Annotated in this window: 17 protein-coding genes; 11 read left to right on the top strand and 6 right to left on the bottom strand. The window is 61.2% G+C overall.

The annotated features are described in order from the left end of the window. Positions 1-67 precede the first annotated feature (67 nt). Together MA04_RS11850 and MA04_RS11845 are read right to left on the bottom strand one after the other, a co-directional pair. Positions 68-1,264: a TAXI family TRAP transporter solute-binding subunit gene (locus MA04_RS11850; protein ID WP_262460628.1), complete on the bottom strand. Its 1,197-nt coding sequence runs from the start codon at positions 1,262-1,264 to the stop codon at positions 68-70. Positions 1,265-1,957: 693 nt separating this feature from the next. Next, positions 1,958-3,037 carry a phosphotransferase family protein gene (locus MA04_RS11845; RefSeq protein ID WP_262460626.1) on the bottom strand — a complete coding sequence of 360 codons (1,080 nt, stop codon included), beginning with the start codon at positions 3,035-3,037 and terminating at the stop codon, positions 1,958-1,960. A 318-nt stretch (positions 3,038-3,355) separates the two neighbouring features. Here MA04_RS11845 and MA04_RS11840 point away from each other — a divergent pair, with 318 nt between their 5' ends. The 5 genes from MA04_RS11840 to MA04_RS11820 are packed head-to-tail and all read left to right on the top strand — an operon-like array spanning position 3,356 to position 8,864. Then, positions 3,356-5,188 (top strand): class I adenylate-forming enzyme family protein, encoded by a 1,833-nt coding sequence (locus MA04_RS11840; protein WP_262460624.1) that lies wholly within the window; start codon positions 3,356-3,358, stop codon positions 5,186-5,188. 1 nt (position 5,189) lies between these two features. Continuing rightward, positions 5,190-5,966 carry an enoyl-CoA hydratase-related protein gene (locus MA04_RS11835; RefSeq protein ID WP_262460623.1) on the top strand — a complete coding sequence of 259 codons (777 nt, stop codon included), beginning with the start codon at positions 5,190-5,192 and terminating at the stop codon, positions 5,964-5,966. Positions 5,967-5,999: 33 nt separating this feature from the next. Then, positions 6,000-7,250, top strand: a complete 1,251-nt coding sequence (locus MA04_RS11830) for an acyl-CoA dehydrogenase family protein (RefSeq protein WP_014994815.1) — start codon at positions 6,000-6,002, stop codon at positions 7,248-7,250. A gap of 4 nt (positions 7,251-7,254) precedes the next feature. After that, the gene (locus MA04_RS11825) at positions 7,255-8,034 is read left to right on the top strand and encodes an SDR family NAD(P)-dependent oxidoreductase (RefSeq protein ID WP_022994267.1); all 780 of its coding nucleotides are present in this window, start codon (positions 7,255-7,257) and stop codon (positions 8,032-8,034) included. Positions 8,035-8,093: 59 nt separating this feature from the next. Further along, positions 8,094-8,864 carry an SDR family NAD(P)-dependent oxidoreductase gene (locus MA04_RS11820; protein ID WP_163127664.1) on the top strand — a complete coding sequence of 257 codons (771 nt, stop codon included), beginning with the start codon at positions 8,094-8,096 and terminating at the stop codon, positions 8,862-8,864. A gap of 22 nt (positions 8,865-8,886) precedes the next feature. Here MA04_RS11820 and MA04_RS11815 read toward each other — a convergent pair whose 3' ends face one another. Further along, positions 8,887-9,834, bottom strand: coding sequence for an SDR family oxidoreductase (locus tag MA04_RS11815; protein WP_163127666.1), 948 nt, complete (start codon positions 9,832-9,834; stop codon positions 8,887-8,889). Here MA04_RS11815 and MA04_RS11810 point away from each other — a divergent pair. The 5 genes from MA04_RS11810 to MA04_RS11790 all read left to right on the top strand — a co-directional run bounded on the left by MA04_RS11810 (position 9,826) and on the right by MA04_RS11790 (position 13,828). Continuing rightward, complete coding sequence (locus MA04_RS11810; protein WP_240342837.1) at positions 9,826-10,551, top strand: TetR/AcrR family transcriptional regulator; 726 nt, start codon at positions 9,826-9,828, stop codon at positions 10,549-10,551. The genes MA04_RS11815 and MA04_RS11810 overlap by 9 nt on opposite strands. A 216-nt stretch (positions 10,552-10,767) precedes the next feature. Continuing rightward, positions 10,768-11,055, top strand: coding sequence for a hypothetical protein (locus MA04_RS11805; protein WP_262460620.1), 288 nt, complete (start codon positions 10,768-10,770; stop codon positions 11,053-11,055). Positions 11,056-11,082: 27 nt separating this feature from the next. Then, entirely contained in the window at positions 11,083-11,949 is an 867-nt protein-coding gene (locus tag MA04_RS11800; RefSeq protein WP_262460618.1) for an HvfB family MNIO-type RiPP peptide maturase, read from the top strand. After that, on the top strand, positions 11,946-12,704 hold the full coding sequence (locus MA04_RS11795) for an HvfC family RiPP maturation protein (RefSeq protein ID WP_262460616.1): 759 nt from the start codon (positions 11,946-11,948) through the stop codon (positions 12,702-12,704). Before MA04_RS11800 ends, MA04_RS11795 begins: the two co-directional genes overlap by 4 nt. A 116-nt stretch (positions 12,705-12,820) precedes the next feature. Continuing rightward, entirely contained in the window at positions 12,821-13,828 is a 1,008-nt protein-coding gene (locus MA04_RS11790; protein WP_240342838.1) for an MlaA family lipoprotein, read from the top strand. Positions 13,829-13,838: 10 nt separating this feature from the next. On the opposite strand, the gene MA04_RS11785 is transcribed toward MA04_RS11790, so the two are convergent. The 3 genes from MA04_RS11785 to dusA all read right to left on the bottom strand — a co-directional run bounded on the left by MA04_RS11785 (position 13,839) and on the right by dusA (position 16,561). Continuing rightward, positions 13,839-14,279 carry a tellurite resistance TerB family protein gene (locus tag MA04_RS11785; protein ID WP_022994259.1) on the bottom strand — a complete coding sequence of 147 codons (441 nt, stop codon included), beginning with the start codon at positions 14,277-14,279 and terminating at the stop codon, positions 13,839-13,841. Then, the gene (locus MA04_RS11780; RefSeq protein WP_262460614.1) at positions 14,276-15,232 is read right to left on the bottom strand and encodes a transaldolase family protein; all 957 of its coding nucleotides are present in this window, start codon (positions 15,230-15,232) and stop codon (positions 14,276-14,278) included. The genes MA04_RS11785 and MA04_RS11780 overlap by 4 nt, the downstream gene beginning before the upstream one ends. Before the next feature lie 339 nt (positions 15,233-15,571). Next, positions 15,572-16,561: a tRNA dihydrouridine(20/20a) synthase DusA gene (dusA, locus tag MA04_RS11775; RefSeq protein WP_262460612.1), complete on the bottom strand. Its 990-nt coding sequence runs from the start codon at positions 16,559-16,561 to the stop codon at positions 15,572-15,574. Between the two features lie 387 nt (positions 16,562-16,948). On the opposite strand from dusA, the gene MA04_RS11770 reads away from it, so the two are divergent. After that, positions 16,949-18,427 carry a SulP family inorganic anion transporter gene (locus MA04_RS11770; protein WP_262460611.1) on the top strand — a complete coding sequence of 493 codons (1,479 nt, stop codon included), beginning with the start codon at positions 16,949-16,951 and terminating at the stop codon, positions 18,425-18,427. Positions 18,428-18,434 lie beyond the last annotated feature (7 nt).

Raw genomic sequence — 18,434 nt, 5'->3', positions numbered from 1 at the left:
GTAAGGAAATGGACGGAAATGGCCGGTCCGGCGCCGGGCGAAGGATCGCCGCGACGCCGGGGCAGCATTACAGACGGGAACGGAAGCCTTCGAGGCCCTGGGTGTGTTTGTCCAGGATGTCGAGGAAAGCCTGGTTCTGGAAGTCGGCTTTCACACCGGCCTTGGCGGCTTCTTCCATCGCCGCCTGGCGCGCCTTGACCCACTGATCCATTTTAGTTTTAGCGGCCTCGTTCCAGGCGTCGTCCTGTTCGGTCCAGGCGCCAATTTCACGCAGGTATTTCACCGTGCCTTCATGTATTGGCAAGGGGGTGCGGTCCAGATAGGCGCGGAACTGCTCCAGGGACATACGCGCGGCCATGGGGTGGGAACCCTTATAAGCGTCGTAGGATTCATGGAACCATTTGGCCATGTGGTAAGCGAAGTCTTCATCCGTGTCCGCCGGCACCGAGTAGACGAAGTTGGAGGTGGCACCGTCCACGCCGCGGGCGGTGGAGACACCCAGTTCGATCTTGGTGGGGATCAGCATGGGCCGATGTTGCAGATAACCGTCCCAGCCTTCCTGGTTATCCTGGTTCAAGGGCAGCCAGCGGATGCCACCGGGCGCACCTTCCATTTCCGACAACACGGAACTGACCGGGGCGCAGTACGCCACATCCGCCTTGCCTTCCACGACGGAACGGCAGTTTTCCGCGTAGCTGCTGGCCGGCACGTATTTGATGGTCTTTTCCGCTTCTTCCTCGGAGAGTCCGATGAAGGCGGGCAGGGCACCGGTCACGGCGGCGATCATCGGTGGCGAGAACATCCCCTTGGCCACGCGATAACCGCCTTTCTTGAGATCCTGCAAGGATTTCAGTTCGGAGTCGCCCGCGACCACGTAACCCCAAGGGGTATCGTTATGGTGCCAGAGGACCCGTTGTGGCACTGGTTTGGTGGTCGCGTAGCCGCCAATGCCTTCGATCTGAAAACGCATTTCGGCGGCGGACACGGAACTGATGGCGATATCCCGCCGGTCGGTGAGCCGGCGATAACGCATGGACTCGTTATCTTCCGGTACGGCGCGAACGACGGTGCCGGTTTGCTTCTGCAGGATCGGGGTCCAGCCATTGGTGGAGGCGAAGCTGGCGGAAGAGGTGCCCGCCGTGCCGATCACCAGCAGCCGGGGCCATTCGAAATCGCTGCCTTCGGCGGCGAAAGCAGCGCCGGATATCAACAGGGCGGTGGACAGGGCAGGGGCGAGCACCCTGCTCAGGGTACGATGTTTCATCGGTGACTCCTTATTGTTCTCTAATAGTTCACTTTTTAATGATTGAGTGCATTTTATTGAGCTATTTGTATATGGCGGCCGGCTGGTTGTGAAAGCTCTCCCGAGGTAACTGTCGCCGGTTGTTTGCCAGGGCTGTGTGCTCCTATGAATACCTTGTTTTAAAAGGGCTTTTTTTACGCGGACTCTGGTTCGGGTTGTCCGCCTGACGTATGTCAGGTTAAACCGCCGATAATCGGAATTTCAAGCGATAAAAGCGACCTTTTATTAAAAACCTACTAAAAAGAAGGTCGACTATGTTTACCTGTTTTAAAAAATCGCCGGGAGCGATTTTTGACGTCGCGGCAGCGACAGCCCGGAGGGTGACACGCCTTTCAAACCACCCGTCATCCCGGGGTGGAGAGTTCAATGGCTTAAGGCCATTGAACTCCCCCTCCGGGGCGCCCTTCGGGGCGTCCAAACGGTGCTCTAAGCACCGTTGTGTGACCCGGGATCTCCCTCTGGAGGGCAATGGGCTTTCCGGAGAAGAAGGCGGCGGGAGACAGGGAGATGGAGATATAGCGGGAGATGCCGGATCAAGTCCGGCATGACGTGGTTGCTCTGACGTCTTCCCCCCAAGGCCGCTAAGCGGGCCTTGGGGGTGGCGTGGTGCGTGCCAGCGAGTTGGTCCACGGAACGCGATGGTTGGTTACCGAATCAGCCGAGCGAGCGTGCTATCCGGGCGCCGACTTCCGCGACCCGGCGGGCACGGGCGCCATCCCGGATCGGATCGGCGCTGGCGCTGCTGACGTTGCCCTGGGCTGCGCGGGCCGCCACCCCCTGGATGATAGCGGCGCTGCGGAAGCAGGAAAACGCCATGAAAATCGGCCATTCCGGAATACCGTCCCGCCCGGTGCGTTCGCAATAGCGGTCCAGCAATTGTTGTTCCGGCGGCAGACCGGCTTCAAGCAGGTCCCTGGCATCGGGTTCGCTGCCTGAGGTGTGATATGGCATGCACAGATAGGCGAGGTCCGCCAACGGGTGGCCCAGTGTGGACAATTCCCAGTCCAACACCGCGATCACGCGTGACTCTTCAGGGTGCAGGATCATGTTTCCGAGACGGAAATCGCCGTGCACGATGGCGGTCTCGTTGCTCACATCGGTATGTTCCAGCAGCCAGTCCCGCAGCCAGTCCATCTGTGAATAGTCGAAGTCCGCCGGCAGCGCCTCCTTGGCGCCTTCGTACTGTCCCGCCCAGCGCGCGGTCTGACGTTTGAGATACCCTTCCGGCCGCCCGAAGCGCTCAAGGCCGGCGGCTTTCCAGTCCACGCTGTGCAGCTGCGCGAGTGTATCGATCAGGGCATGAGCAATGGCCGGGCGCTCTTCCCGGGCCACCGGGTCCATGGAGGGCGGCGGAATGATGCGCCCTTCCACGAACTCCATGACGAAGAACTCGGCGCCGATCACTTCGGGATCCTCGCAGTAGGCCAGCATGTGCGGCACCGGCACCCCGGTATCGGCCAGCGCATGCATTACCGCGTGCTCGCGGTCCACCGCGTGGGCCTTGGGCAGCAGTTTGCCGGGGGGCTTCTTGCGCAATACGTAGCGTTTGCCGCTGGCACTGGTGATCAGGTAAGTCGGGTTGGACATGCCGCCCTGGAATTGTTCGACAGTCAGGCCCTGGGCGGCCTCCGGCAAGGCATCGCGCAGCCAGTGCGCCAGCGCCTCGGCGTCGATGCGGTGGGCGGGCAGGGGCGCGACCAGCTGCGGGCCCGCGGTGGTGGCGTTGTTATTCATATCCCTTTCCTTCCAATAGGGAGCCTTTGAATCGATAAGGCATCGAACGGCGATCGGGATTGAACGCCTGTTTCTCGATACCAAACGGCACCGTGTCGCCGGTTGGGCATGCACGGCTGACGTTTGTCAGGATGAGATACTAGGAACGGACGGCGCCCGGGTCAATGCATTCGGATGATTCTTCGTCGGGGTGTAAGGGTCACGCTTGACATCACCTTCGGATCCGCCGTAGCGTTTCCCTGACAAACGTCAGCCCGCGACCTTCGGGCCGCGGGATGCGGACGGGCCCCTCCGGGAGAGCAGAGAGAGAACAACAAAATGTCAGGATGGGACAATGACCAGACCGCCGCCCAGGGGGCTCCGGCTACCGATACGCCGGCGCTGACTCTGGAGCAGGCGGTGGATCATATCACCAGCACGGATCCACGTTTCGCTGTTACCGAAGCGGACATTCGCGGACAACGGTATCCGGTTTTCGCCAACGCGCCGGCGCACTTGCGCGAAGTGCTGCAATCGGTGGAGGCGGTTTACGGCGACCGCGATGTGCTGGTCTATGGCGACGAACGCTGGGACTACCCGCGTCTGGTCAACGAGGTCAATCGGCTCGCCAGGGCCCTCAGTGAGCTTGGTGTCCAGCCCGGTGATCGGGTGGCGTTGGCCATGCGCAACTATCCGGAATTTCCATTGTTGCTATTGGCGATCACCGCCGTTGGCGCGGTGGTGGTGCCGATGAACGCCTGGTGGTCCGGTGAGGAACTGGCGTTCGCGCTGGAGGATTGTGGCGCCCGGGTGGTGTTCGCCGACAACGACCGTTACCGGCGTATCGAACCGTTCTCGCAACGCTTGGGGCTGGCGCTGTTCGCGGTTCGTGATGTGGAGGGCGAACACAACTATTCGGATCTGTTGGCGCGGGTGCCGGAGGCGTCCTGGCCGACGGTGCCGATCGATACTGACGATGATTTCGCGGTGTTGTACTCGTCGGGCTCCACCGGCCGTCCCAAAGGCGTGGTGCTGACTCACCGGGGGCTGGTCTCGGCGGTCTATTCATTGATCATGTTGCGGTTACTGCCGGCGCTGATGAATCCGGAGCAGCCGGCGCCGACGCGGCCGCCCTGTTCCCTGGTGGTGACGCCGCTGTTCCATGTCACCGCCCTGAATTCGAATCTGATTCAGGGACTGGCCGCCGGGGCCACCCTGAACCTGATGTACAAATGGGATCCCGAGGAGGCGATTCGCATCATTAACGCCGAGCAGGTGACCCGTTTCGTCGGCGTGCCGACCCAGTCCGCGGAATTGATGGAGGTCGCCCGGCGTCTGGACCAACCGTTGCCGTCGCTGGAGTTCATCGGCGGTGGCGGCGCCAAACGTCCGGCCGCCCAGGTGGGACGTTTGGCCAGTGCCTTTCCCGCGGCCAGCATTGCTTCCGGCTGGGGCATGACCGAGACCAACGCGCTCGGCATTATTATTTCCGGTGACCCCTATGTGGAGAATCCGGAAGCGGCTGGCCGCCTGACGCCGCCGTTGCAGGAGATGCGCATCGTCGATGAGCAGGACCGGCCGCTGCCGCCGGGCGAGGTGGGTGAGTTGCTGGTACGCAGCGCCGCCAACATGCGTTGTTATCTGGACCAGCCGGAAGCCACCGCCGCGGCCATGCGTGATGGCTGGCTGTACACCGGTGACATGGCCCGGGCCAATGAAGACGGCCTGGTCTATATCGTCGACCGCAAAAAGGACATCATCATTCGCGGCGGCGAGAACATCGCTTGCCTGGAAGTGGAAGACGCTTTGTATCAGCACCCCGAGGTCGCCGAAGCCTGCGTGTTCTCGGTACCGGATGAGCGCCTGGGCGAGATCGTCGGTGCCATTGTGGTGTTGAAACAGGGGGCGGCGTTGAAACAGAAGAGCACGGTGGGCGAGGCGGAATTGAAGGCCTGCGTCGCCGAACACCTTGCCCATTTCAAAGTGCCGGAACGGTTCTGGTGGCAGAACGGTCCGTTGGCCCGTGGCGCCACCGACAAGATCGACCGGCGCGCGATTCGCGCCGCCTGCCTGTCCATGCAGGATAGCGGCCACTCTGATACCGATAAGTCTAATACCAGCAAGCCTGATACCAACAAAAGTACGGCGGCGACCGCCGCTCAAGGAAACTGACATGGCTTATGAATTTGTCAACACCGAACGACGGGGTCCCATTCTGATCGTGACCATGAACCGGCCGGAAGTGTATAACGCCGTGCATGCGCCCATGCACAATGAGATGTCCCAGGTATGGGACGACTTTGCCGCCGACGATGATCTGTGGGTGGCGGTGCTCACCGGGGCCGGCGACAAGGCGTTTTCCGCCGGTAACGATCTCAAGTACACCGCCCAGGGCGGCAAGGGCACGCCACCGCCCACGGGGTTCGCCGGCCTGTCGACGCGTTTCGATCTGGAAAAACCGCTGATCGCCGCGGTGAACGGGTTTGCCATGGGCGGAGGATTCGAAACCGCCTTGTGCTGTGACATTCTGCTTGCCGCCGACACTGCTCGCTTCGCTTTGCCGGAGGTCAAGGTCGGCTTGTTCGCCGCCGCCGGCGGCGTACAGCGCCTGAGCCGGCAGATCGGCCGCAAACAGGCGGTGGAAATGATGCTGTCCGGCCGTCAGGCGAGCGCCGCCGAGGGCAAGGAGCTGGGCTTCGTCAATGCGGTCTATCCGCAAAATGAACTGATGGACGCGGCCCTGGCCAAGGCCGAGGAAATCTGTGCCGTATCGCCGTCATCGGTGAAGGCGACCAAACGGGTTCTCAATCATCTGGATGAACTGGAACGTCTGCGGGAAAGTCTGGCGTACAGCCGCGAGGTGATCGAGGATTTGCGCCATACCGAGGACTTCAAGGAAGGCGTCAATGCCTTCGTGGAAAAGCGCCCGCCGCAGTGGAAGAATCGCTGATCGCGCCCCCCCATTACATCGAGGAGTAAAACCATGGGTAACGATACCAATCTGAACAATCTCGCCATGTCCGAAGAGGCGCAGCCGCTGCTGGACGCGGTAAAAAAACATATTCGTGAGAATGTTGATCCGATCACCGAGGAATACCACCGTCTCGGTGAAGGTCGCGCCGAGCGCTTCAGTCATGCGCCGGGCCAGTTGGAACTGCTGGAAGAAGCGAAAAGCAAGGCCAAGGCCAATGGGCTGTGGAACTTTTTCCTGCCCAACGCGGAAACCGGGGAAGGTTTGTCCAACCTGGATTACGCCTACATCGCTTTCGAGCTGGGCAAGAACCCGCTGGCGTCCCAGACCCTGAACTGTTCCGCCCCGGATACCGGCAACATGGAAGTGCTCGAGCGCGTGGGTACTCCGGAACAGAAAGAAAAATGGCTCAAGCCGTTGCTCAATGGCGAGATTCGCTCCTGTTTCGGTATGACCGAACCGAAAGTGGCCTCCTCCGATGCCCGCAACATCGAAACCAGTGCGGTGCTGGACGGTGATGAGTGGGTCATCAACGGCGAGAAATACTACATTTCCGGCGCCGGCGATCCGCGTTGCAAGATCATGATCTGTATGGTCAAAACCAGCCCCGACGCGCCGACGTTCCGTCAGCAGTCGCAGATCCTGGTGCCCATGGATACTCCCGGGGTGAACATCGTTGGGCCGATGTGCGTGTTCGGTCACGACCACGCTCCGCACGGTCATATGCACATCAAGCTGGAAAATGTGCGGGTACCCAAGGAAAACATCCTGTGGGGCGAAGGCCGCGGCTTTGAGATCTCCCAGGTTCGTCTCGGCCCGGGCCGGATCCACCACTGCATGCGCTCCATTGGTTCGGCGGAAAAAGCCCTGGATCTGATGATGGAACGTGGCCTCAACCGCGAAGCGTTTGGCAAGAAGATCCTCGATCTGGGCAAGAACATGGAAACCGTGTCCCGCGCCCGCATCGAAATCGAGGCAATGCGGATGATGGTGCTCAAGGCGGCCAAGGCAATGGACGTGATGGGCAACAAGGAAGCACGTATCTGGGTATCCATGGCCAAAGCGATGGTGCCGGAGAAGTGCTGCCAGATCATCGATCAGGCCATGCAGATCCACGGTGCCACCGGTATCAGCCAATGGTCTCCGTTGTCCGAAATGTACATGCAGCAGCGCACCCTGCGTTTCGCCGATGGCCCGGATGAAGTGCATCACAACGTCATCGCCCGTAACGAGGTCACCCGCTACAACCAATCCGGGGGCTGATGTCATGGTCGATACCTCACTGTTCGACCTGAGCGGCAAGGTGGCGCTGATGACCGGCGCCTCCAAGGGCATGGGTAAGGCGATGGCGCAAGCCCTCGCCGCCCACGGTGCCACCGTGGTGATCTCCGCGCGCAAGCAGGAGACCCTCGATCAGGCCGCCGCTGATATCAATCAGGCGGTGGGCGCGGAACGGGTGCACGCGGTGGCGGCCAACGCCGGCCGCAAGGAAGAACTGGAAGCGCTGGTGGAGAAAACCCACCAGCTTGCCGGGCCGGTGGACATTCTGGTCGGCAATGCCGGGGTCAATATTTTCTACGGCAAGATTTCCGAGATTCCCGACGACGCCTACGAAAAGACCATGAAAACCAACGTGCAGGCCAACCTCTGGCTGGCGCGTCTGGTGGCACCGGACATGGTCGCCAAGGGCAACGGTTCGATGATGTTCACCGCCAGCGTCGGCGCCTACAAACCTTCCGATACGCTGGGTTTGTACGGCACCTCGAAACTGGCGCTGATCGGCCTGGTGCGTAACCTGGCGTTGGAATACGGCCCTCAAGGTATTCGCGCCAACGCCATTTGTCCGGGCCTGGTGCGCACCGATTTCGCCAAGGCGCTGTGGGACAATCCGGAAGCGGAAGCCCGTGCCAATTCGCAGATTCCTCTGCGCCGTTTGGGTGAACCGGAGGATTTCAGCGGTCTGTCGGTATTCCTCGCCTCCGACGCCAGCCGTTACATGACCGGGCAGGCGCTGACTGTCTGCGGCGGTACGCATATGTGGGCCTGAGGTTGAGCGGGCCCGATTCCGGTCGGGTCCTTTTCAAATAACAAACAGCGAGCAAAGGCATGGAAATTAAAGACCGGATAGTTGTGGTCACTGGCGCCGCCGGTGGCATCGGTCGCGCGCTGGCGGAGTGTTTCGCCGCGGCCGGCGCCAAGCGGGTGATCTGCGCCGACCTGGACGGCGAAGGCGCCCAGGCCACCGCCGAGGCCATCGGCGGTATCGGCCGGCGGGTCAATGTCGCCGAGGAAAGTGAGATCCAGGCGTTGATCGACGAGGTGGAAGCCAACGAAGGGCCGATTGATCTGTTCTGCTCCAACGCTGGCATCTCCACCCGCGGCGGGCCGGAAGTGAGCAACGACGTCTGGCAGAGAATCTGGGACATTAATGTCATGGCCCACGTCTACGCGGCGCGGCACCTGGTGCCGAAGATGACCGCCCGTGGCGGCGGTTATTTGCTCAACACGGCTTCCGCCGCCGGGCTGCTGTCGCAAGTGGGATCCGCTCCCTATGCGGTGACCAAACACGCCGCCGTGGGGCTGGCCGAATGGCTGGCGCTGACCTACGGCGATGACGGCATCAAGGTATCGGTGCTGTGCCCGCAGGCGGTGCGCACTGCCATGACCAAGGGCAAGGAAGATGGCGTCGCCAGTATCAATGGCATGATGGAGCCGGAACCGGTGGCCCAGGCTTGCCTGAAAGCGATCCAGGAGGAGACTTTCCTGGTTCTGCCGCACCCGGAAGTGCTGGAATACATGCGCAACAAGACCGCGGACTACGACCGCTGGATCGGTGGTATGCGCAAGCTGAACCGTCGTTATAACGATCCGGTTTAGGCTGAATCCGGGAACAGGCTGCTCAGAGGTTATCGGCTCCCCGAGCTTCTTCAATAATGGGAAAAGTGACTCCGGTCAGCCGTTCCGACTCGTTCCATAGCCTTTCCGCGGCGCTGATATCCAGTGCTTGCGGAGGGACTGTGGCGACAGTGGGATAGCCGCGGATTTCACCGAACTTGTCCGGGCCGTAATAGACGCCACCCTGAGCCTGTGGCGACGTCGCGGCGAAAAGCGTCGGCAATGCCCCCTGTGCCGACGGCTGGAACAGGAACCACAGGAAACGACGAGCCAGAGCCGGAGCGCTCCATGCGCCGGTGCCATTGGGCAGCAGTTCGGTGCGCGAAATACCGGGATGGGCGGCGATGCTCTGGATACCCCAGCCGGCGGCATCGCTACGGCGTTGTAATTCAAGAGCGAACATCAGGCAAGCCAGTTTCGATTGGCTGTAAACGGGCATTGGCTTGTAGTTCCGCTGCGCTTGCAGATCCTCGAAGCTGATCGTGCCGCTGCGGGCAGCGACGCTTGAGAGGCTGACGACACGCGGCTCGTTGCCTTTGCACAGCAACGGCAGAAGCCGGACGGTCAAGGCAAAGTGCCCGAGATAGTTAGTGCCGAATTGCAGTTCGAACCCATCCTCGGTTTGCTGTCGTTTCGGTGGCATCATTACCCCCGCGTTATTGATCAGCAGCTCCAGACTGTCGCGTGAGTTTCGCAGTTCGTCGGCGAAGGCCTCGATGGAGTCGAGACTGGCGAGATCCAGTGCCTGGAAAAGCACGCTCGCGCCGGGAACGCTTTGCCGAATCTGATCCACGGCCGCGCGCCCTTTCGAGGGGTTTCGGCCTGCTATGATGACGTTGGCGCCAGCACGGGCCAGTGCCAGCGCATCCTGGAATCCCAGGCCGCCTGTTCCTGTGACGACCGCCGTGCGGCCGCGTTGAGAGGGAATGTCGGAGACTGTCCAATGGGTCATGGCGCTTGCCTGGCTGAGAGTGGGAAAGATAAACTGGGTGCATTAATTTATGCACTTAGTGCAACTTATAATGCACTTGGTGCATTTTTGCAACAGGCCATCGAAATGTCAGCAAATACTCCTGCCGTGAAACCCGTGCCCACGGAGAGCCCGCGGGAACGCAAACGCCGAGAAACCCGTCAGCGCATCGCCGAAGCCGCACAACGCCTGTTCCTCGCCAATGGTTACGAGGGCACGACGCTGGACGCTATCGCGGCGGAAGCCGGCATCTCGCGCCGTACCTTTTTTTCGTACTTCAAATCGAAGGATGACATCATCTTGTTCTGGCGTGACGTCGATTCCGCCAGCCTGTATGCCGATCTGCTAAGAACATCCCCCGATGTGCCGCCGCTTGATGCTGTCCGCGATGTGATGGTGAAGCACATTGAGCGTTATACCACTGAGCAGATGACGGCCGTCGACAATCTGATGCGCTCAAGCGAGGCGCTTCTCACGCGTAAACAGGCCTATTACGCGCAACAGGAACAAGTGCTTTTCGATACGTTGTGCGAAGTCTGGCGGCAACCCGAGCGCCGGGCGGCACTGCGCATGGTGGCAATGGTTTCCATCGGTGCGATGAGACTCGCGCTGCAGGCCTGGAGGGAGCAGAGCGGGCAGAGAAAGCCGGCGGCCAGTTTTTTGCGGGACGCTTTCGACAGTCTGAAATCCGAGCTTTGACGGGCACCGGGCTTCGTCGCCGGCCGGCTCCTCGGTGCCAGTACCCGATGCAGGAGCGCTTTCCCCAAGGTGGCCGGCCCTCGTTTGCTCCCGGATATCATATCTTCATGTAACGTTTACTCCCGCCGTGCATCACTATAGTGTCGAAATCATGAACCGGGCCATTCCGGGTCTCGGTGGTGTTTCGACCCCATCAGCGAATCAGGAGAAGATGACATGGCTAAAGCCAATAAACTCAGTCCTCTGGCGGCCACCGTTGGCGCCGCTTTTGTCGCATCGGCGATGTCCCTGCCGGTGACCGCCCAGGCGGTTGAAAATCCGTTCGCCGCCTCCGATCTCGGAGCGGGCTATCAGCTGGCCGACAAGCACGGCGAAAAAGGCGCCGAAGGCCGTTGTGGCGGCGACAAGAAAGGCGAGGGCAGCTGTGGCGGTGACAAGGGAGACAGAGGCGAGAAAGGCGCCGAAGGCAAATGCGGCGAAGGGAAGTGCGGCGGAGCCGCCTGATCCCCAATCCCCTCATATAAGAGTGCCATGATGACAGCCCTTGCCCCGGTCCACGGGATCGGCCTGGGATTGCGGCGGGCCCTGATGGGCCCGCTTTCCCAATGCGAGACCGTGCCGTTCCAGTTCATGGAGGTGGCGCCGGAAAACTGGATCCCCATGGGCGGTCGCCTGGGCCGGGAATTCCGTCGTTTCACCGAACGCTTCCCGTTCGTCTGCCACGGTCTGAGCCTGTCCCTGGGTGGACCCCATCCGCTGGATTTCGAGCTGCTGGCCGCGATCAAACGGTTTCTCGATGAACATCAAATCCGCTGTTATACCGAACATTTGAGCTACTGCAGTGACGGTGGCCATCTTTATGATCTGATGCCGATACCGTTTACCGGTGAGGCGGTGCGTTACGTCGCCGATCGTATCCGGCGGGTGCAGGACTTTCTTGAACGCCCGATTGGTATTGAACACGTCAGTTATTACACGCCCCCCGGCGGTCCCGCGGAAATGACCGAGCTGGAGTTCATTCGCGCGGTGCTCGAGGAGGCCGATTGCGGTCTGTTGCTGGACGTCAACAACGCCTATGTGAACGGCATCAATCACGGTTACGACCCGTACAGCTTCATCGATGGCCTGCCCGGCGAGCGGATCTGCTATGTGCATATCGCCGGTCACTACGACGAGGCCGAGGATCTCAAGGTGGATACCCACGGCAGCGCCGTGATCGAGCCGGTGTGGTCATTGCTGGAACACGCTTATCGACGCTTTGGGGTGCTGCCGACGTTGCTGGAGCGGGATTTCAACTTTCCCGACAACGATACCCTGTTCGCGGAGTTGAGCCGTATCGGCGATACCCAGCGGCAGGTGGAAGATCAGGCCCGGAAGCCGGACAGGAGCTCCGCATGAGCGAGCCGGATTTTGTTGCCGTGCAGCGGCGTTTTGCCGCCCATCTGCGCGACCCGGACCGGCACGCGGCACCGGAGGGGCTGGAGGATCGCCGGCTCGCGGTATACCGCGACCTCTTTTTCAATAATGTGCAGGGCATCCTGAGCCAGGGCTTTCCGGTCCTGCACGGCGTCTTGCCGGAAGACCGCTGGCGGGCTCTGGTGCGCGCTTTTTTTCATCGCCACCGCAGCCATTCCCCCTATTTTCTGCAAATCCCCGGCGAATTCGTTGCTTTCCTGGCCGGGGAGTATCAGCCCGATCCCCAGGACCCGCCTTATCTGGCGGAACTGGCCCATTACGAGTGGATGGAGGTGGTCCTCGATACCGCCACCGAGGAGATTCCCCAGCGAGGCTATGATCCCGATGGCGATCTGCTCGCGGGGGTGCCGGTGCTCAATCCTCTGCATGTACTGCAGGGATATCGCTTCCCGGTCCACCGGATTGGTCCGGATTATCGTCCTGATCAGCCCTTGGTCGAGCCGGTGTGGCTGCTTATTCACCGGGATCGGGACGATCGGGTCCGCTTCACCGAATTGAACCCCGCCACCGCCCGCATGCTGCAATTGATGGCCGCCTGTCCTGAAGAGCAGGGCGAGGCTGTGTTGACAAGACTGGCGGAAGAGTTGAACTTTGCCGACCAGAGTGCGCTGCATGGTTTCGCCGTTGAGTTGCTGGAGCAGCTGCGCGGCAAGGACATGATCCTGGGAGCACGCTGAATCGCGCTCTTGTCCGGTTTGGCTCTTGTCCGGTTTGACAGGGGCTGTGATCCGATCCTGGGAGTGATGGCACCGACGTGCCTATAATGCGCTCACCAACGAACAGAGGATTGCTTGTGCGTAAATGGATTCTGCTGGCTTTCGCTGGCCTGGTGGTTGGGTGTGCGCAGACGCCACGGGATAACAGCGAAGCCCGGGCGCCGTTGGCGCCGCCGGAAGCGGTGAGTGCCACCGACGCCGAACGCGGTAATGTGGAAAGCACGGTGGAAAGCGCCGTTGATGACGCTCCGGACGCCTTGCCCGCCGAGCCTGCCACTGATGGCGGGGAGGATTGGGGGGGAAGCGCCCCGGCCGCGGATGATGGCTGGGGTGAAGGCAGTGATGACTGGGCCGGCCCCGGTTCTGGTGACCTGGATGATCCCTTTGCCGGTCCCACCATGGACTGGGAAGAGGTTGATCCCTGGGAGGGCTTCAACCGCAAGATGTTCGGATTCAATGAGTTCGTTGACCGCTACGCTTTGAAACCGGCGGCCAAGAGCTATCGTTTCGTGACCCCGCAGTGGATGGACGATGCTATTACCCGCGTGTTTTCCAACCTCGGTGATGCCACCAGTGGTTTGAATAATATTCTGCAGTGGCGTTGGGGGCAGGCAAGGGACAATTTTGGCCGCTTCGCGGTCAATACCACGCTCGGTCTGGCCGGTTTGTTCGATGTGGCTTCGGAGCTGGATATCCCCAAACACAAGACTGATCTGGGGCTGACGCTGGCGCGCTGGGGAGTGAATTCGGGCCCTTATCTGGTCTTGCCTTTCTTCGGGCCGTCCACGGTGCGGGATGGGGTCAGTATCTGGCCGGAAACTTACCTGAACCCGATCCGTTACATGGTGGAAGACGACACCCATCGTCTGGCAATCGCCGCCCTGTACGCGGTGGACCTGCGCGCCGATCTGCTGGATCTGGAAGGTAACATCATCGGTGACCGTTACACCTTCATCCGTAATTTCTACATTAACCAGCGCATGAAGGGGGAAGGACTGAGCCGGGTGCCGGGACCGGCGCCGAAAGCCGAAGGGCAAGCGGCGCCGTCAGAAGAGCAGGGAGCGGAATCGGAACCGCAATGGTGATCCGCGCGGATCACTGTTCGCCGGTGGCGGCGAGTTTGGCTCGAATATAATCGCCGTGAGACACGTAGAGCAGGTCCGCCACCCGGCGGATCAGATGCTCTTCGTACACGTCCACCTTGCCGTCGGCGGCGGCCACGGCCCACATGTCCTCGATCAAACGGGCACGGGGTTCCGGGCCCCAATGTTCGCGCAACGGACTGGTGAATTCATACAGATCGGTGGCGCCTTCCACCCGTTCATGCAGCTCGGCGACAATCTCTTCCAGTTCGTCGCTGTCCAATTGCCAGCGCTGGCGCACCGCCTTGAACAGGCTTTGTTTTTCGCGATCATCAATGCGGCCGTCGGTGCGCGCCACTTCCAGCAGCAGGGCGGCGGCGGCCCGGTGCAAATCCAGCTCCGTTACCGGTTCCCGGGTGGTCTGGGGTTCGAACAGGCGGGCAATCCAATTCACGCGGCACGTTCCTCCTCGCTTAACAAAGTTTCCAGCGCGACCTGATCCGCGGCGAAGCGGCGGATGCCATCGCTGAGCAGGTCGTTGGCCATGGGATCCTGATTCATTGCCCAGCGGAAACCCGACTCGCTGATCGGTGTCCAGTCTTCATCCGGTTCCACGTCGGCGGCGTCCAGAGCCTGGGTCAGCGGATTCTCATCGGCGGCCAGGGTTTCCAGCAGGGCCGGGCTGATGGTGAGACGGTCGCATCCGGCCAGGGCGCGGATCTGATCAGCGTTGCGGAAGCTGGCGCCCATGACGATGGTTTCCAGTCCCCGTGCCTTGAGCGTGCGGAAAATGCCGCATACCGACTGCACGCCAGGATCGTCGTCGATGTGCTGGATGTCGAGGCCGCGTTTGACGTGCCAGTCCTGGATCCGGCCGACGAACGGGGATATCAGTGTGGTGCCGGCCTCGGCGGCGGCCAGGGCCTGGGCCAGGGAGAACACCAGGGTCAGGTTGCAGCGGGTACCTTCCTCTTCGAGGATACGGGCGGCCTCGATGCCTTCCCAGGTGGCGGCGATTTTGATCAGGATGCGATCCGGATCCACATCCAGTTCCCGGTACAGCGCCATCAGCCGCCGAGCCCGCTCCACCGTGGCGCGGGTGTCAAAGGACAGGCGGGCGTCGACCTCGGTGGAAACCAGGCCTGGAACATGCTCCAGCACCGCTTGCCCGGCGAGGCAGGCGTAGGCGTCGCTGCACCAGGTCAGGTCGTGGCCGCGGCCCATTTCCGTGGCCAGGCTCCGGGCCTGGGTCAGCAGGGACTGGTAGCGGCTGTCCCGCGCCGCCGCCAACAGCAAAGAGGGATTGGTGGTGGCGTCACAGGGGGCGAGAGCGGCGATCATCTCCATATCGCCGGTGTCCGCCACCACGGTGGTCCATTGCTCCAGTTGCTGCCGCTGATTCGCCATGATCCGTCCCGTTAACCAAAAAAGTGAGTGAGCATTAGAGCATAAGAACCCGGGAAGGTTCTTGCCAGTAGGAAAACGGCCGGACGCCTGACGCTTTAGGGAACCTCTGAAAAACGTCATGCCGGACTCGATCCGGCATCTCCCGCTACGAAGTGGTGCGCCCTCCAGAGGGAGATCCCGGGTCAAGCCCGGGATGACGTACGGGTCAAGCCCGGGATGACGAGGTATTTTTTAGAGGTTGCTTGGAACACCGTGTCTCGGACCCTGGCGGATATGGATAACCGTTTTTTATGCTGGCGAGAGCGGAGGGTGTAGGTTGTTCATCGTCCGGCGTCCGACCTAGCCTACCAGCGCCAGCGCATCCTCGAACACCTTCGGGGTGGTGTCCGCTTTGTGCATGTTCTCGCTCAGATGACGGCGGTAGGCGCGGGCTCCGGGCAGGCCCTGAAACAGATTCAGGGCGTGGCGCAGCACATGTTTGGGATGACAGCCGCCAGCGTAGCGCTGCTCCAGATAGGGGAGGAAGGCCCGTGCCACCTGATGGCGATCCGGTTGTGGTGCGGGATCACCGAACACGGTGGCGTCCAGACCGGCCAGGCACCAGGGGTTGCCGTAGGCTTCCCGTCCCACCATCAGGCCGTCCACCTGATCCAGATGATGCAGCACCGAGGGCAGATCGCGCAGGCCGCCGTTGAGAATGACCTCAAGATGCGGGAAGGCCTGCTTGATGGCGTAGGCCCGCTCATAGATCAACGGGGGAATTTCCCGGTTCTCCTTCGGCGACAGGCCATTGAGGATGGCCTTGCGGGCGTGAATGGTCAGACTGCGGCAGCCGGCGGAATCCATGCGGGCGACGAAGCGTTGCAGGAACGGATAGTCGTCCTGATCATCGATACCGATGCGGGTCTTCACCGTGACCGGCACCGGGCTGACCCGGGCCATGGCCTCCACGCAGCGGGCCACCAGATCCGGCTCCGCCATCAGCACCGCGCCGATCTTGCCCTGCTGCACCCGGTCCGAGGGGCAGCCCACATTCAGATTGATCTCGTCGTAGCCATAGTCGGCACAGATACGCGCGGCTTCCGCCAGCTGCGCCGGATCGCTGCCGCCCAGTTGCACCGCCACCGGGTGCTCGGCGTCATCGAAGCCCAGCAGCCGCTCGCGATCACCATGGATCACCGCCTGGGCCACCACCATTTCCGTGTACAGCAGCGTGTGACGACTGATCAGCCGCGCCAGATAGCGGTAGTCGCGAGTGGTGTAGTCCATCATCGGCGCCACCGAAAGGCGCCGGTCGGGACCGGGGGCGAGGCGTTGGGATGGGAGCATGGGACGGTAACAACGACAGCAGGGCACGCATTATCGCACGGTGCCGGTGTGAGACAAAACCGGATCCGAGGTGGGAATAACCGGCCCGGGCTGGTAGACTGCGCCGCCTTCCATGACGGGTAATGTCTGATTTTCATGTTTCATTCGCATTCCTCCGCCATCCTTGATGGCCTGACTCCGCCCTAGCGCGCGGATCTTCCGACACCCGGCAGGTGCTTCTCGCGCCGGCCCGACGGTGTTCATCCCCGGAACTTCCTGGTTCCCGCGGGACCGTTGTCCCGTATTCGCGATTTATCGCCTGTTTTTATGCCCAAATTGCTTCAGGCAATTTTTGTTGCCGCCTTTTGTGGTGTTGTTTTTTGCATACGTACATGGGGTTTTCCGTTAATGATTGCTTCCCTTAAAGAGCATTGGTTCAGCAATGTTCGCGCGGACGTGCTCGCCGGCATTGTCGTGGCGCTGGCGCTGATCCCCGAGGCCATCGCCTTTTCCATCATCGCCGAGGTAGACCCCAAAGTGGGTCTTTACGCATCGTTCTGTATTGCCGTGGTCACCGCCTTCGCCGGTGGCCGGCCCGGCATGATTTCCGCCGCTACCGGCGCCATGGCGCTGGTGATGGTGACCCTGGTCAAGGAGCATGGCCTGCAGTATCTGCTGGCGGCGACGATTCTGGCCGGGGTGCTGCAAATCGTTGCTGGCTTTCTGAAGCTGGGACAATTGATGCGATTCGTGTCCCGGTCGGTGATCACCGGCTTCGTCAACGCTCTGGCGATCCTGATCTTCATGGCCCAGCTCAAGGAACTGGTGGACGTGCCGTGGCTGGTCTACCCGTTGGTCATCGGCGGCCTGGGGATTATTTATCTGTTTCCGTTGTTGACCAAATCGGTGCCTTCGCCCTTGATCTGCATCATCGGTCTTACCGTGTTGTGCGTGGCGCTGGGCTGGGACGTCCCCACCGTGGGGGATAAGGGCGACCTGCCGGATAGCCTGCCGGTATTCCTGCTACCGGATATCCCGTTGACCCTGGAGACCCTGAAGATCATTTTCCCGGTATCCCTGACGTTGGCGATAGTGGGGCTGCTGGAGTCGATGATGACCGCCGCCATCATCGATGAACTGACCGACACCGAGAGCAATAAAAACCGCGAGTGCAAGGGGCAGGGCATCGCCAATATCGTCGCCGGCTTCTTTGGCGGCATGGCCGGCTGCGCGATGATTGGCCAGTCCATGATCAATGTGAAATCCGGTGGCCGTACCCGCTTGTCCACGCTGGTGGCCGGTGTGGTGTTGCTGATCCTGGTGGTGTTTCTTGGCGATCATGTGTCACGGATTCCGATGGCCGCGCTGGTGGCGGTGATGATCATGGTGTCCATTGGTACATTCAGTTGGGAATCGCTGGTGAACCTGCGCCGCCATCCGCCCAGCAGCACCATCGTCATGCTGGCCACCGTGGTGGTCACCGTGCTCACTCATAACCTGGCCCTGGGTGTTGCCGTTGGCGTGGTGCTGAGCGCGCTGCTCTACGCCAATAAAGTCGGGCGGGTGTTTTATGTGCGTTCGGAACAGGACGCTCCTGGCGAACGTACCTATCATGTGGTGGGGCAGGTGTTTTTCACCTCATCGGAACAGTTCCTGGACGCTTTCGATTTTCGTGAGGCCCTGGAGAAAGTGGTTATCGATGTACATCGGGCCCACTTTTGGGATATCACCGCCATTGGTGCTCTGGACAAGGCGATCATCAAATTCCGCCGGGAAGGCACCGATGTGGAGCTGATCGGCCTTAATGAGGCCAGTGCCACTCTGGTGGACAAATACGCGGTACACGATAAGCCGGACGCCGTGGAAAAACTGATGGGCGGACATTGAGGAAAAC

Origin of the sequence: Alloalcanivorax balearicus MACL04, assembly GCF_025532145.1 — a bacterium.
Lineage (GTDB): Bacteria > Pseudomonadota > Gammaproteobacteria > Pseudomonadales > Alcanivoracaceae > Alloalcanivorax > Alloalcanivorax balearicus.
This window is presented reverse-complemented; position numbering and strand designations above follow the sequence as displayed.

Bases quoted from the DNA above. Each gene is read 5' to 3' on its own strand.
- MA04_RS11770 (WP_262460611.1), top strand. From the start codon at position 16,949: ATGATTGCTTCCCTTAAAGAGCATTGGTTCAGCAATGTTCGCGCGGAC.
- MA04_RS11835 (WP_262460623.1), top strand. From the start codon at position 5,190: ATGGCTTATGAATTTGTCAACACCGAACGACGGGGTCCCATTCTGATC.
- MA04_RS11850 (WP_262460628.1), bottom strand. From the start codon at position 1,264: ATGAAACATCGTACCCTGAGCAGGGTGCTCGCCCCTGCCCTGTCCACC.
- MA04_RS11840 (WP_262460624.1), top strand. From the start codon at position 3,356: ATGTCAGGATGGGACAATGACCAGACCGCCGCCCAGGGGGCTCCGGCT.
- MA04_RS11805 (WP_262460620.1), top strand. From the start codon at position 10,768: ATGGCTAAAGCCAATAAACTCAGTCCTCTGGCGGCCACCGTTGGCGCC.
- MA04_RS11830 (WP_014994815.1), top strand. From the start codon at position 6,000: ATGGGTAACGATACCAATCTGAACAATCTCGCCATGTCCGAAGAGGCG.
- MA04_RS11845 (WP_262460626.1), bottom strand. From the start codon at position 3,037: ATGAATAACAACGCCACCACCGCGGGCCCGCAGCTGGTCGCGCCCCTG.
- MA04_RS11800 (WP_262460618.1), top strand. From the start codon at position 11,083: ATGATGACAGCCCTTGCCCCGGTCCACGGGATCGGCCTGGGATTGCGG.
- MA04_RS11810 (WP_240342837.1), top strand. From the start codon at position 9,826: ATGGGTCATGGCGCTTGCCTGGCTGAGAGTGGGAAAGATAAACTGGGT.
- MA04_RS11825 (WP_022994267.1), top strand. From the start codon at position 7,255: ATGGTCGATACCTCACTGTTCGACCTGAGCGGCAAGGTGGCGCTGATG.
- MA04_RS11815 (WP_163127666.1), bottom strand. From the start codon at position 9,834: ATGACCCATTGGACAGTCTCCGACATTCCCTCTCAACGCGGCCGCACG.
- MA04_RS11780 (WP_262460614.1), bottom strand. From the start codon at position 15,232: ATGGCGAATCAGCGGCAGCAACTGGAGCAATGGACCACCGTGGTGGCG.
- MA04_RS11795 (WP_262460616.1), top strand. From the start codon at position 11,946: ATGAGCGAGCCGGATTTTGTTGCCGTGCAGCGGCGTTTTGCCGCCCAT.
- dusA (WP_262460612.1), bottom strand. From the start codon at position 16,561: ATGCTCCCATCCCAACGCCTCGCCCCCGGTCCCGACCGGCGCCTTTCG.
- MA04_RS11820 (WP_163127664.1), top strand. From the start codon at position 8,094: ATGGAAATTAAAGACCGGATAGTTGTGGTCACTGGCGCCGCCGGTGGC.